Here is a 14,126-nt window from a genome sequence, read left to right as displayed (position 1 = left end):
TATGCCAAAACAAAAACTTAAAGCATGGCTACCCTCGCCAGAAAAGCTACGCGAAAATCGCATTATTGGATGGTTTGGACCATTTTTAACCGACCCTCGTTTATGGCATATGAACCGTAACTCACTTGAGCGTGCGGTATATGTTGGCATACTGTGTGCTTTTTTTCCTTTGCCAGGGCAAATGCCGCTTGCTGTGCTTGGTGCATTACTGCTGCGTGCCAATGTACCCATGGCGGTCGCCCTAACATGGATAACCAACCCTTTAACTGCCATTCCTGTGGTGTGGTTTGCTTATTCTGTTGGTGCATATATCTTAGGCGAACCTATGATTGGAGTGCGCACCATTAAGCATATTTTATCTGACATGGCACAGTGGTTCACCAATCAAGACATCAACCCACTAGCTGCCCACACTTCTTTCTCGCTGCATGCGTTTTTATTGGGATTAATCATCTGTGCTGTGGTTTCTAGCGTCATCGCCGGCTTGTTATTTCGAGTTTTTTGGCGATATCATATCGTCAAGCAGTGGCAAAAACGTTCTGGCTACAATACTAATATTCAAGGTTTTGAACCAAAAAATCACTACGACACAAAAACAGCCAAGCACAAATAACTTGCCTGATTGCCAATTTACCAATACAAAAAGAGTTGCCGTCTGACAACTCTAAAACTGGCATAAAATCATCACAGATACTCCGCTTTTTAGAGCAGTGCTTAAGTTATACCCATCTAATCATTACTCAGACGGCTATGCCGCATATAATAACTCCATTTAGCCCTAAATCTACTACACGCCGATTGACACGATAATCCTAGCGATTCACCCACGCACCTGATCGCATCTCAAGCTGTCTGTCTGCCATACTCGCCAAATTTCTGTCATGCGTTACCATAAGCAGTGCCGTGCCTAGCGTGCTTTGTAGCTCAGATAATAAATCAAACACCGCTTTAGCATTATCATCATCCAAATTCCCTGTCGGCTCGTCTGCCAAAACGAGTGCAGGCTGTGTCACCAACGCCCTAGCAATCGCCACACGCTGACGCTCGCCACCTGACAGCTCGCTAGGTCTGTGGTGCGTGCGATGGGATAGTCCCACCTTATCAAGCAATGCATTTGCTCGGCTACGTGCCTCTTTTACCGATATATCAGCCCGCATGAGTAACGGCATAGCGACATTCTCAGTAGCAGTAAACTCAGCAAGCAAATGATGAAATTGATAAATAAAACCTAAATGCTCATTACGCAAATGCCCTCGCTCAGTCTCATTTAGGTGATTTAGACAAATACCTTTTAGCCAAACCTCGCCTGTGGTAGGAGTGTCTAATCCGCCAAGCAAATGCAGTAATGTTGATTTTCCCGATCCGCTTGTGCCGATGATGGCAACTTTCTCTCCTGACTTGACCGTCAAATCAAGCCCTGTCAAAACAGTTGTGCTGATTTTTTCTTCGGCATAAACCTTACTGATATTATTGGCTTGTAAAATAATACTCATGGCATATCACTCATAACGCAACGTCTGTGCAGGAGCAATGCGAGAAGCTCGCAGTGCAGGATAAATCGTCATTAAAAAGCTCAGTAAAAAAGACGCACTCACGATAATCAATACATCAATCAGCTTCACTTGAGATGGTAAATAATCAACAAAATACACACTTGAATCAAATAGACTAATGCCAAACACTGAACTGATAAACACCAAGATATCATTAACAGTCAAAGCAAGCGTCACCCCTAAGACAGTACCTAGCACTGTGCCAATCACCCCAATAATCATGCCTTGCACCATAAATACTTGCATAATTAGCTTGGGTGATGCCCCAAACGTCTTTAAGATGGCAATGTCTGACTTCTTATCTGTTACCAGCATGACAAGGCTTGAGACGATGTTAAAGGCAGCAACAATAACGATTAAAAATAACAGCAAGCCAATCATCGCCTTTTCCATCTGAATGGCACTAAATAGATTACCATGCGTGCGAGTCCAGTCGCTTGGCATTAGTCTGCTATCTAGCATAGATGCGTTAATCGCTGCCGATGGTGCTTTAAAAATATCCTTCATCTGCATACGGATGCCTTGAGCCCCCTCTGGCAAACGAAGCATCACCCCAGCATCACGCATGGCAACATAACCCATAACATTATCAAGCTCTGGACTAATCTTAAATGTCCCCACAAGCGTAAACCGCTTAAATCGTGGTATCACCCCTGCAATAGATGGTGTCGCTTCTGGCAGCACCAATGTGATATGCTCACCGATACCCACGCCTAGCGACTGCACCAAGCTCTCACCAAGCACGATACCAAACTCGCCTGCTTTAAGACCATCAAGAGAGCCTGATGTCATATGATTATCAATCACTGAGACTTCTTTTTCGTATTGTGGCTCTACCCCTGACACAACGACGCCCGCCACTTGCCCATTGGCAGTAATCATACCTTGTAAAGTGATAAAAGGGGCAACAGCAGCCACGCTTTGGTCTTGTGCTTTAATCTCATCTGCCAGCTGTTTCCAGTCAGGAATGACTTCTGCTGCAGTTACCGTTGCTTGTGGCACCATACCTAAAATACGTGTTTTTAATTCACGATCAAAGCCATTCATCACCGACAAGACAGTAATCAGCACAGCAACGCCAAGCGTCAGACCAATCATCGAGATAAGAGAGATAAACGAAATAAAGCCATTTTTACGTTCGGCACGAGTATACCGAAGTCCAATAAACAGCGACAATGGGCGAAACATAGACTTCCTACAGCTTGTCAAAACTAACCCAATAGTTTACACCATTTTTCCTAAAAGTGGTGATATTTGATATTTTCACAGTGATAAATAATGCATTAGCTTGATTTTTCACATTTTCACCCTATTTAAGACAGCATAAATCACGATACGTTATATTTTACACCTTAACCAAATCAATAAGCACTCATCATGACAACACAACATTATACTTATCACCATAGACAAGCTCCGACACGCATTGATTTGCCATGCGATAAAAATGCAAGTCATGGCGACCATTGGGCAATACTCACAAGCGACATTAATACAGACGTACCAAGATGGCTTGGGCAGATGATCGAAAAAGCCGCCTTACCCTCAGGACTTGGGGTAAATAGCACCCAAAATCGCCACTTATTATTAGCGACAAACGACACCTGCCACACCAAACAAGTGCTGAGCATGAAAGATGGCAAGCCTGAAGCATTCATTAATGCCTTTCCAGCTGTTGATGGACCTTACGGACTAACCTGCCGTATTGAGCGTGTGATTAGCTGTGCAAAAACCACTGATGCCATCTTACGCCTAAAGACACCAGATGGTGCAACCATTTATGCCTTTGATCAGCTGCACGCCATCAATGCCAACAGCTACGATGCGTATACTGATTATTTTGTAAATTTTAGTGCGTGGGCATATCATATCGCACCAAGCGATAAAAACGAATCCATTTTAGTCGAAGATCAAGACGCTATCCGCTATCACCGTGCTTTTAATGATATCGTTAGTGCAAATGGTGGTACAGTACCTGATGATATCGAAGCTCAAATCAGTCAATGGCAACCAAGCGACATCAAAGAAGGCGAACCGCTTGCACCTGTGGAGATAAATCTTGGGCATAGCTGTATTTATTTATTTGGCGAAACTTTCGGTCAAGAAGATGAAGCGTGGTGCCAAGGTCAGGTGCTAGGCATTAGCCAAACCAAAGCCTTTGATAAAGACATTACGTTATTTGATGTCGTCATTTTACGTGAACCAGATGCTCAGCCATTAGTCGTACGCATCGCTGCTATAAGCACCAAAGATACCGCAAAAATTCAAGTCCACGACTATATCCAAGCTAATATCTGGCTACAAGCTGCCATCTACACTGACAATCAAACCGCTTAACTAGATTATCAAAAGGGCGTATTATTAACGCCTTTTTTATTGATCAACCCATCTCTTGTCAGTCATCACTCATGGCAATCACCACAAGCTTAACCATGCAAAAGTTTACACATGTGCCATCAACTAAAAATTGCATAATAAAAAAAAGACCCCAAATCGTTGGGGTCTTTTTTTATGACAGAATAAGGATTATTCTGCTGGGTTTTGTGATAGTGAACGCACATAAGCTGCAAGAAGCATAACACGCTCATTACCAAGCTTACTTGCCCACTCAGGCATCACGCCAGAACGACCGTTACGGATTGTTTCTCTAATGACTTCACGCTCACCGCCAAACAACCAGATATCATCGGTTAAGTTTGGAGCTGCCATTGCAACCATACCTTTAGCATCTTCACCATGACATAATACACAGTTGGCATCAAAGATTGCCTTGCCTTGGTTTACTTGCTCTTGGTTTAGCTCATAGCCATTTTGGTTGCCAGAGATTGATAACACATATTCAGCAGCGGCACGAACACCTGATTCGCCCAATTGTTGCTGCCAAGCTGGCATTCCACCTACACGACCATTATGAATCGTGGTCAGTACATTTTCTGCTTCACCACCGTACAGCCAATCATTATCTGTTAGGTTTGGATAGCCTGTTGTACCTTTAGCATTGGAGCCGTGACATAATGCACAGTTTTGTAGGAATAGTCTGTTACCAACTTTCTGAGCTTCAGGGTCGGTAGCAAGCTTATCTACATAAGGAGCTAGTGCTTTTAACTGCTCATCAATTTGTGCTTGAATTTCTTTAGAAGGAGTTTGGCTTGCACGTTGCTGTGCTTCTAAATCATTCAATTTAGCCAAGATGGCTGTTGCACCTGTTGCACCTGCATTTACCAAAATACCTTGTTCAAAGTTATCTATGAACACTTTATTGTTGGCTTGCAGCTGACTGTTTAGTTCATTTTCTGATGTCCAAGGCACGGCTTGACCATCAACTTCAACGGTTGTAACACCTTTCCAAACATTTGGCTGAATAGATGGGAATAGAACAAAATAGCCCAGACCCCAAATCAATGTACCAAAGAAGATGACCAACCACCATTTTGGTAATGGTTTATCATATTCACGGATACCATCGTAAGAATGCCCTGTCGTTTCATCTTCTTCTAAGACAGGCTTGGATTTTAGTGTCCATATCAGTACGCCGAAGATAAATAACCAGCAGCCTAGCGACAGGACGGTAATCCAAGAACCCCAAAAAAAGCTCATTGTATATCCTTAGTGTGCTTGCTTTTTGATACGGTAATATCATCAAGCACAAGTTGTGCGTCTTCTTCAAAGCGTTTTTTATTTTTTGGTGAGTATGCCCACCATGCGATGCCGAAAAAAGCAATCACTGCCAATACGGTCGCAATACTATGCAAAACGCCCCAATTCATTAGCGTTGACCTTTCATGGCAATACCAAGTTGTTGTAGGTAAGCAACGACAGCATCAAGCTCTGTTGCACCTTGTACTTGGTCTGGTGCCGCCTCAATATCTGCTTCGGTATAAGGCAAGCCAAAGCGGTCTTTAAAGACACGCATTTTTGCTTGAACTTTCGCACCATCTACTTCGCTTGTAGCAAGCCAAGGATAAGATGGCATCACCGATTCAGGAACAACCGAACGTGGGTTGGTGAGATGGTCAACGTGCCACTGGTCAGAGTAACGACCACCCACACGGGCAAGGTCTGGACCTGTACGCTTAGAGCCCCATAAGAATGGGTGATCCCATGCTGACTCAGCAGCACGGCTATAAGGTCCATAACGCTCCACTTCTGCACGCAGTGGGCGAACCATCTGTGTGTGGCAAACGTGGCAACCTTCACGGATATAAATATCACGACCTTCAAGCTCAAGAGCCGTCCAAGGACGCATATTCGGTAGCGGTTTGTTTACGCCGCCTTCTTCTGGTGCATTACGGTCAAAAATCAACGGAACAATTTCAACCAATGTCGCAAAGCTGATGGCGATAACGATGAAAGTAACGAGTAAACCTGTATTTTTCTCAACAATTTCGTGAGTAATATTTGACATGACTCTCCCCCTTTAAGCCTTGACAGTGTCGTTGTCAAACACTTCGTCACTACCAGTATTCACTTCATCAGGCTCAGCGATTGGCTCAGGTATGCTTGGCATCTGAATGGTCTTATAACAGTTATAAGCCATCACCAGCATACCGCTAACATAAAGCAAGCCACCTAACGCACGAACAACGAATGGCCAATGCGATACCACAACAGTCTGGATAAAGTCATAAGACAAAGTACCGTCTGAGTTAGTCGCACGCCACATCATACCTTGGGTAATACCAGATATCCATAACGCAACGATATAAAGCACTGTGCCTGTTGTTGCAAGCCAAAAGTGTACTGTGATTAGGTTTGTTGAGTACATTTTGGCTTTATTCCAAATACGTGGCAATAGCACATAGATAGAGCCGATGGTAATCATACCAACCCAACCTAACGCACCTGAGTGAACGTGCCCTACTGTCCAGTCTGTGTCATGGCTAATAGCGTTCACCGCCTTGATAGACAACATCGGACCTTCAAAGGTACTCATCGCATAAAATGACAATGCCACAATCAAAAAACGGATGATTGGGTCTGTACGTAACTTATCCCAGCTACCAGATAGAGTTAACACGCCGTTAATCATACCACCCCAAGATGGTGCAAATAGGATTAATGAGAACACCATGCCCAAAGACTGAGTCCAGTCAGGCAGTGCTGAATAGTGTAGATGGTGACCACCTGCCCACATATATGATGCAATCAATGCCCAAAAGTGAACAATAGATAAGCGATACGAGTACACAGGGCGACCAATCTGAACAGGAATGAAGTAATACATCATACCTAAGAATGCTGCCGTTAAGTAGAAACCTACCGCATTATGTCCATACCACCACTGAACCATCGCATCAGTCGCTCCACCATATAGGGAGTATGCTTTCCAAAATCCCACAGGAACGGCTAGGTTATTAACAATGTGAAGCAAAGCAATGGTGATGATAAATGCCGCAAAAAACCAGTTTGCTACATAGATATGGGAAGTCTTACGCTTCATTAACGTACCAAAGAATACGATGGCATAAGATACCCATACTAATGCAATGGCGATGTCGATCGGCCATTCAAGCTCAGCATACTCTTTGGCAGAAGTAATCCCCAAAGGCAAAGTAATAACTGCTGATACGATAATCGCTTGCCAACCCCAAAAGGTGAACCAAGCAAGATAAGGTGCAAATAGTCGAGTCTTACATGTACGCTGTACGATGTAATACGAAGTTGCAAAAAGTGCTGAACCACCAAACGCAAAAATCACCGCATTCGTATGTAGCGGTCTTAGGCGTCCAAATGATAGCCAAGCGGTGTCAAAGTTGAGTACCGGCCATGCAAGCTGAGATGCGATAAATACGCCCACAGCCATGCCGATAATACCCCAAATAACTGCCATGATGGTGAAAAAACGCACGATAGTGATTTCGTATTCATGGTCAATGTTAATCGGAGCTAATGCTGTTTTAGATAGACTCATTGGATAGTTTCCTGTGCAGCCCGATTTATTTGTGTTTCATTCTTCTTACAAGAAATGTCGCAAGTGAATGAACTATTTATTAATTTTAATTGGTTTTAATGACTTGCCTTGCCTACAATCTAGCTCACAAGTAAACAAATAGCAATGAACGGCAGTGCTGATGATTTTTTGTTTGCTTGCTTGACCATCTAATTAAGATGATGCTTTGATGGCTTGGCTTGCATTACTATAACGATAAAAGCGACTTTTAGTCCTTTTATGTCTAAATCCACAATGACAATGTGGTATTACTTTCAATTTTCACCCTATATTATACAACACAATACAACACAAATGTAATTTTTCCCCCATGTTTTGTAAAAAAAACGTCAAAAATTTACTGCATTTTGCAATTTTTTGATAAAACTTACACACCTAGCACCATTTAAATGCTTTATTTAATGCTTAAATGGCAATCTTTTTGATGAAAGCTACCCATCCTAATAGATGTTTTAAAAAACTACACCCTATTATTGATTTTTGGCTTATAATAAAATACTAATCTTCCATTAAAGAGTTTATATTTCACATGGCAAAATTTCTAAGTCAAGCTTGGTTTAATCAAATTGATGAGCTTAATGAATCTGCAGGCGAACTAAATCTACCGCCTAGCTTATCAAATCTCATCATTAACGTCACCGTTACAGGCACTAATGCCGATCTTCACCTAAAAAATGGTAAGCTTTATCAGGGTCTAACTCAAAATGCCACAAGCAGTATTACAATTGATGGCGATACACTCAACCAAATCATCAAAACCAAAGATACAAATCTTGCGATTGAAGCTTTTATGACAGGTAAAATCCGAGTACACGGGGATATGACATCTGTCATGGCACTGCAGTCAGCCAAGCCAAGCCAAGAACAAAAAGCCTTATATGGACAGATTTTAGCAATGACAGAATTTACCTAAAGCCTTTCACCAAAAGACGTTATTAATGGTATTTTTTATTTAGCTTAAGACATAAAAAAACCCCTGTGCCGTATAGCAAGGGGTCTTTTGTCTTATGGATTATTGAGCTTGGTTAAAATTATTATATTGCTTATCCATCTCAATTAACTGAGAGCCATTCTCAGTTCTGGCATACACCTGCACAGCCACTTCTACACGGCGGTTTGGCTGTAAGCAGCGAACTTGCTCTTGTTTTGGTGCAGTTGTGCTACAGACTACTTCTGGTAGTGGCTGAAGCTCACCTGCTCCTGCTGCAGTGATGGTAGTAGGATTAATGCCTTTACTAACCAAGTAATTACGCACTGTCATCGCACGGCGTTCTGACAGCGTTTGGTTATATTCTTCGCTGGCATAGCGGTCGGTGTGACCTACAAGCTGAATGCGACTGTCGCCACGGCTTTGCCAATCAAGCAGCTTAACAGCAAGCTCATCAAGCGTTGCGCGTCCCGCAGGAAGCATGTCTTCTAGCTTGTATTTATCAAACTTAAACAGTGCATCTGCCTCTAGACGAATACGCTCATTAACGATTGGGGTTGGTTGTGGTGCAGGCTGATGGATAATCACAGGCGGTGGTGCAGGCTGATGAACAATCACAGGTGCTGGGGTTGCTGGTGGTTTTGCGTATGCAGCACAGTCAGCAGGTAGCCAGTAGAACTCTTGACCACGGTAATCTTTATCAAAGATAACTTTATATTGACAAACCTGTACACTATCATCAGGGCGATGAAACTTTAAGATATAGTCCCATTCACGAGCTTTATTTGCTTCGTTAAAATGCGGACGACCAATAAGCTGATATAACTCATCTTTTGCCACACCCGCACGAATTTTTGATAGGTTTTCACGGTTTGGGAATTGACCATCTTTTTGCCATGCACTATCTAGCTTAGGAAAGTAGATGTCCTCAGCTGCGATCGTGCCTTGTTCTGTGATATTTTGGCTAATCGCCTTAGTACCCATACAGCCTGTTAAGGCAAAAGCGGCAATGCTTAACGCACTTAGAGCAGTTAGTTTTTTCATATGTAATCCTTAGATTAAAATTTTATGTAAAGATATGGCATTGTACCACATCTTTACAACTGGATTGATTAATTAAAAGTGAAAGCCTGCACCGACTGCACCGCCCGCATTACCTTGGGTATCAGCAGAGCCAGACATCTTTAAGACCCAGCGACCATTGTCAGATAGTTTTGAGAAACCAACTGCAACTGCACCTTGACCATTATAGCTTGCTATACCGCCTGTCAGCATTGACTTACCTGGGATATAGGCTTGTGGTAAAGTTGCCATCGCCATTGATGATGAAACACCTGCATTAGCATTATTCTCAACATCGCCAATACGATTGTTAATCATGTTCGCCATATGATTTAGCTGACCTACATTGACTGCATCAGTTGTATTGATGCCTGGTGCAACATTGGTAATGCGAGTTGGTGAAGTTTTAGTACCAACAGACAATTCACGCCCACCATCTTGCTCATTTATATTGCTAGTTAGTGTTACTTGTGCATCGCCAATATTAACACTATTAAAGCTCACATCATCTTTGGTGGCATAGGTAATCTTGCCGTTCGCCTCTTGCTTAACAGTTAGGTTTTTGCCTGCAACCATTTCTACTGTGTCAGCAGGATTGATGATTTCAGGATTAGCTATTGAACCTGTGTCTTTCTCACCGCCTTCAGCTGATGATGTCAGTTTAAAGCCTGAGTTTTTAATTGCATTCGCTACATTGATAGCGGTTGCCACACCGTCAGTTTTTGGGTCGGTGATAGCACCGGTAGCTGGATCAGACGTGATGTCAGCTGTGGTAACATTAACTTTATAGGCGTGGTTGCCATTTTCAGGTGTGTCTACCACAGTAGTTAGATTACCATCAGACAAGGTCGTTACTGTATTGGTGTCGGTAAAGTTGGCTTTTAGTTTGCCATCTTCTATTGTGATAGTGCTGTTATCAACATTCACACTTACGCCATCACCATCGACAGTAATACCGCCTTTTGCTTTTGGTTTAACAGTTAGATTGCCATCAGTGCCTACTTCTAAACCATTGCCAGCATTGACATCATATTTGATGGTAGAAGTTTTACCGTCTGTTTCCACGCTAGCCGTGGTGCCACTGCCATCAGCAAAGATGACGTTGTCATAAGCGGTAACAAAGTCTTTTTCTTGTGCTGCTGTATTACCATTTTTAACTTTTAGGTTAAACCCAGCATTTAATACATCGCCCACAGTGGCTGCGTTGTTTTTGATGGTGTCTTTATCAGCAGGGGCAGTACCAACTATCGTCGGTGCTTGGGTACCTTCTTTTGCTCCAGCTAGGTTGCCAGCTACATTGGTGATTGCTTTGTTGCCTGCTTTAATACCGTCTTTATTGATGGTGATTGGAGCAGCATTTGGGTTATCTTCATCCTTTGTTGGCACAACAACTTCTTTTGAGGTGACTTTATCAAACTCAACCTCAGATTTAGTGGCATAGGTAATCTTACCGTTCGCCTCTTGCTTAACAGTTAGGTTTTTGCCTGCAACCATTTCTACTGTGTCAGCAGGGTTGATGATTTCAGGATTAGCTATTGAACCTGTGTCTTTCTCACCGCCTTCAGCTGATGATGTCAGTTTAAAACCTGCATTTTTAATTGCATTCGCTACATTGATAGCGGTTGCCACACCGTCAGTTTTTGGGGCGGTGATAGCACCTGTAGCTGGATCAGACGTGATGTCAGCTGTGGTAACATTAACTTCATAGGCGTGGTTGCCATCTGTACCAGAGTCTTTCACCGTAGTCAGATTGCCATTAGCCAAAGTAGTGATGTTGTTAGTATCAGTATCTTTGAAGTTAGCTTTTAATTTGCCATCTTCTATTGTGATAGTGCTGTTATCCACATTCACACTAACGCCATTGGTATCAACAATTAGACCGCTGACGTTTTTATTGTTTTCGGTTTTTGGTTTAACCTTAACTTTACCGTCCACAACTTCGATACCATCGCCAGCATTGACATCATATTTGATGGTAGACGTTTTACCTTCATCTGAAACCACTACACTTGCAATAGTGCCACTGCCATCAGCAAAGATGACGTTGTCATAAGCGGTAACAAAGTCTTTTTCTTGTGCTGCTGTATTACCATTTTTAACTTTTAGGTTAAACCCAGCATTTAATACATCGCCCACAGTGGCTGCGTTGTTTTTGATGGTGTCTTTATCAGCAGGGGCAGTACCAACTATCGTCGGTGCTTGGGTACCTTCTTTTGCTCCAGCTAGGTTGCCAGCTACATTGGTGATTGCTTTGTTGCCTGCTTTAATACCGTCTTTATTGATGGTGATTGGAGCAGCATTTGGGTTATCTTCATCCTTTGTTGGCACAACAACTTCTTTTGAGGTGACTTTATCAAACTCAACCTCAGATTTAGTGGCATAGGTAATCTTACCGTTCGCCTCTTGCTTAACAGTTAGGTTTTTGCCTGCAACCATTTCTACTGTGTCAGCAGGGTTGATGATTTCAGGATTAGCTATTGAACCTGTGTCTTTCTCACCGCCTTCAGCTGATGATGTCAGTTTAAAACCTGCATTTTTAATTGCATTCGCTACATTGATAGCGGTTGCCACACCGTCAGTTTTTGGGGCGGTGATAGCACCTGTAGCTGGATCAGACGTGATGTCAGCTGTGGTAACATTAACTTCATAGGCGTGGTTGCCATCTGTACCAGAGTCTTTCACCGTAGTCAGATTGCCATTAGCCAAAGTAGTGATGTTGTTAGTATCAGTATCTTTGAAGTTAGCTTTTAATTTGCCATCTTCTATTGTGATAGTGCTGTTATCCACATTCACACTAACGCCATTGGTATCAACAATTAGACCGCTGACGTTTTTATTGTTTTCGGTTTTTGGTTTAACCTTAACTTTACCGTCCACAACTTCGATACCATCGCCAGCATTGACATCATATTTGATGGTAGACGTTTTACCTTCATCTGAAACCACTACACTTGCAATAGTGCCACTGCCATCAGCAAAGATGACGTTGTCATAAGCGGTAACAAAGTCTTTTTCTTGTGCTGCTGTATTACCATTTTTAACTTTTAGGTTAAACCCAGCATTTAATACATCGCCCACAGTGGCTGCGTTGTTTTTGATGGTGTCTTTATCAGCAGGGGCAGTACCAACTATCGTCGGTGCTTGGGTACCTTCTTTTGCTCCAGCTAGGTTGCCAGCTACATTGGTGATTGCTTTGTTGCCTGCTTTAATACCGTCTTTATTGATGGTGATTGGAGCAGCATTTGGGTTATCTTCATCCTTTGTTGGCACAACAACTTCTTTTGAGGTGACTTTATCAAACTCAACTTCAGCTTTGGTGGCGAACGTGAACTTACCGTCTTTTTGGACGATTTTCATGTTTTTGCCAGCATCTAGGGTGAGTGTCTCACCTGTTTTGATGAGATGATCTTTTTTGTTCGCCTCATCAATCTCTCCGCCCTCAGACTTGCTTGATGTGGCAAGAAAACCTGAATTATTGATGGCGTCTCGAACCGTTGCGGCGGTGGTTAGCTGATTATCCAGACCTTGTTTTGCCGCGGCAATCTTGGCTTTTTCATCGGCAAGTTTACGTCTGACCAATTCCTCTGCCGCAACTGCCTGATCATCTTCATTTAAGTTAGCCCAATTTTCAGGTCGTTCTGCTAGGGGCAATGTATTGACATAGTCAATTGCCTTATCCCAAAATTGAGGTTTTAATCTATTTAGTTTAGGACCCGTCGCCTCATCCACCTTAGTTTTTAACTCATCGAGCGGTTGTAGGTTTTCGGGCAGTTTTAAATCTGGTGTGTTTGCAGAGACGACGCCATTATCTGGGTTATTACTTAGCAGACGGCGTGGCTCAGGTATGGTAGAGAAAGTAAAACTGGTGTCTCTATTAGCTTGGTCAATCTTGATACCTTCACCTGCTTTTAGTCGCAAGATAGTACCCGCTAGAGTGATGTGGGCAGTCTTTTCATTACCTGTGGCGGCACCGCCATTGGCTTCGGCTTTTACACCTAATTTCATGCTATTTAATGCAGTCGCTACGCTCCCAACAGTCATTAATGCTGATCCACCGCCCCCTGCATTTTGGAACTGCGTACCTCGGTCGTTCGTTTCTTCTAGGGGTGTTAAGCCCCCTGTGATGGCAGCGATGTTGCCATCTTGATTTACTTTGATGGTTTGATTGTCTGTTTTGACAGCGGATGATGCTTGTGCCATCGCTGTGCCTGATAGCATTGCGGTGGTGGCAACAGCTAAGGCGAGTTTTTTGGCAGACTTAGTCTTACCCTTACCACGGGCATACTCTGAGACGACCGTCCATGTGGCGGTGGCAGAATTCCAAACGATTTTGTAAATTTTATTCATGTAGATACTCTCTATGGTCTGACTAAATTAGCTCATCAATGCAGTGGTTATTGATACAGTAGTCATTAATACACTGGTCATTATCAAGGCTGTAGCAACCTTTGTTATCAAGATAAAGGCAGCCATACTAAGACAACAACGGTCAAAAAGATAATTTATTATGCAAATAGATAAATTTGTCTATACAAATTAATATTTGACAAAATCACCCCCTCCCCCCCCCGATTTTATACAAGGTTTATGGGTGTGGCGTAAGGGGATATGATGGGCTAATTAGTTTAGATTT

At 42.8% G+C, this 14,126-nt stretch carries 11 protein-coding genes; 3 read left to right on the top strand and 8 right to left on the bottom strand.

The annotated features are described in order from the left end of the window. Position 1 precedes the first annotated feature (1 nt). Positions 2–613 (top strand): DUF2062 domain-containing protein, encoded by a 612-nt coding sequence (locus LU293_RS07655; protein WP_242747023.1) that lies wholly within the window; start codon positions 2–4, stop codon positions 611–613. A 199-nt stretch (positions 614–812) separates the two neighbouring features. On the opposite strand, the gene lolD is transcribed toward LU293_RS07655, so the two are convergent. Beyond that, a complete protein-coding gene (lolD, locus tag LU293_RS07650; protein WP_242747021.1) occupies positions 813–1,493 on the bottom strand; it encodes a lipoprotein-releasing ABC transporter ATP-binding protein LolD in 681 nt (226 codons plus the stop codon). Between the two features lie 6 nt (positions 1,494–1,499). Next, a complete protein-coding gene (locus LU293_RS07645; RefSeq protein ID WP_242747018.1) occupies positions 1,500–2,741 on the bottom strand; it encodes a lipoprotein-releasing ABC transporter permease subunit in 1,242 nt (413 codons plus the stop codon). A gap of 189 nt (positions 2,742–2,930) precedes the next feature. Between LU293_RS07645 and LU293_RS07640 the strand changes: the two genes are divergently transcribed. After that, complete coding sequence (locus tag LU293_RS07640) at positions 2,931–3,890, top strand: hypothetical protein (protein ID WP_242747015.1); 960 nt, start codon at positions 2,931–2,933, stop codon at positions 3,888–3,890. Positions 3,891–4,079: 189 nt separating this feature from the next. Here the strand turns inward: LU293_RS07640 and ccoP are convergent, their stop codons facing one another. Genes ccoP through ccoN form a run of 4 tightly spaced genes read right to left on the bottom strand, consistent with a single transcriptional unit; the run spans position 4,080 to position 7,464 of the window. Then, on the bottom strand, positions 4,080–5,150 hold the full coding sequence (ccoP, locus tag LU293_RS07635) for a cytochrome-c oxidase, cbb3-type subunit III (protein ID WP_242747013.1): 1,071 nt from the start codon (positions 5,148–5,150) through the stop codon (positions 4,080–4,082). Further along, a complete protein-coding gene (locus LU293_RS07630) occupies positions 5,147–5,320 on the bottom strand; it encodes a cbb3-type cytochrome oxidase subunit 3 (protein WP_242747011.1) in 174 nt (57 codons plus the stop codon). The genes ccoP and LU293_RS07630 overlap by 4 nt, the downstream gene beginning before the upstream one ends. Beyond that, positions 5,320–5,958 (bottom strand): cytochrome-c oxidase, cbb3-type subunit II, encoded by a 639-nt coding sequence (gene ccoO / locus LU293_RS07625; protein ID WP_242747009.1) that lies wholly within the window; start codon positions 5,956–5,958, stop codon positions 5,320–5,322. The genes LU293_RS07630 and ccoO overlap by 1 nt, the downstream gene beginning before the upstream one ends. Positions 5,959–5,970: 12 nt before the next feature. Next, positions 5,971–7,464, bottom strand: coding sequence for a cytochrome-c oxidase, cbb3-type subunit I (gene ccoN, locus LU293_RS07620; RefSeq protein WP_242747007.1), 1,494 nt, complete (start codon positions 7,462–7,464; stop codon positions 5,971–5,973). A 568-nt stretch (positions 7,465–8,032) separates the two neighbouring features. Here ccoN and LU293_RS07615 point away from each other — a divergent pair. Continuing rightward, entirely contained in the window at positions 8,033–8,416 is a 384-nt protein-coding gene (locus LU293_RS07615; protein WP_242747004.1) for an SCP2 sterol-binding domain-containing protein, read from the top strand. A gap of 99 nt (positions 8,417–8,515) precedes the next feature. On the opposite strand, the gene LU293_RS07610 is transcribed toward LU293_RS07615, so the two are convergent. Both LU293_RS07610 and LU293_RS07605 read right to left on the bottom strand, forming a co-directional pair. Then, positions 8,516–9,475: an OmpA family protein gene (locus LU293_RS07610; RefSeq protein ID WP_242747003.1), complete on the bottom strand. Its 960-nt coding sequence runs from the start codon at positions 9,473–9,475 to the stop codon at positions 8,516–8,518. A 72-nt stretch (positions 9,476–9,547) separates the two neighbouring features. Then, the gene (locus LU293_RS07605; RefSeq protein WP_242747000.1) at positions 9,548–13,840 is read right to left on the bottom strand and encodes a YadA-like family protein; all 4,293 of its coding nucleotides are present in this window, start codon (positions 13,838–13,840) and stop codon (positions 9,548–9,550) included. Positions 13,841–14,126 lie beyond the last annotated feature (286 nt).

This window comes from Moraxella nasovis (assembly GCF_022701215.1).
Taxonomy (GTDB): Bacteria; Pseudomonadota; Gammaproteobacteria; order Pseudomonadales; family Moraxellaceae; genus Moraxella; species Moraxella nasovis.
The sequence above is the reverse complement of the archived record's forward strand: the minus strand, read 5'-3'. Positions and strand labels throughout refer to the sequence as shown.

Bases quoted from the DNA above. Each gene is read 5' to 3' on its own strand.
- LU293_RS07630 (WP_242747011.1), bottom strand. From the start codon at position 5,320: ATGAATTGGGGCGTTTTGCATAGTATTGCGACCGTATTGGCAGTGATT.
- LU293_RS07640 (WP_242747015.1), top strand. From the start codon at position 2,931: ATGACAACACAACATTATACTTATCACCATAGACAAGCTCCGACACGC.
- LU293_RS07610 (WP_242747003.1), bottom strand. From the start codon at position 9,475: ATGAAAAAACTAACTGCTCTAAGTGCGTTAAGCATTGCCGCTTTTGCC.
- LU293_RS07605 (WP_242747000.1), bottom strand. From the start codon at position 13,840: ATGAATAAAATTTACAAAATCGTTTGGAATTCTGCCACCGCCACATGG.
- ccoN (WP_242747007.1), bottom strand. From the start codon at position 7,464: ATGAGTCTATCTAAAACAGCATTAGCTCCGATTAACATTGACCATGAA.
- LU293_RS07615 (WP_242747004.1), top strand. From the start codon at position 8,033: ATGGCAAAATTTCTAAGTCAAGCTTGGTTTAATCAAATTGATGAGCTT.
- LU293_RS07645 (WP_242747018.1), bottom strand. From the start codon at position 2,741: ATGTTTCGCCCATTGTCGCTGTTTATTGGACTTCGGTATACTCGTGCC.
- LU293_RS07655 (WP_242747023.1), top strand. From the start codon at position 2: ATGCCAAAACAAAAACTTAAAGCATGGCTACCCTCGCCAGAAAAGCTA.
- ccoP (WP_242747013.1), bottom strand. From the start codon at position 5,150: ATGAGCTTTTTTTGGGGTTCTTGGATTACCGTCCTGTCGCTAGGCTGC.
- ccoO (WP_242747009.1), bottom strand. From the start codon at position 5,958: ATGTCAAATATTACTCACGAAATTGTTGAGAAAAATACAGGTTTACTC.
- lolD (WP_242747021.1), bottom strand. From the start codon at position 1,493: ATGAGTATTATTTTACAAGCCAATAATATCAGTAAGGTTTATGCCGAA.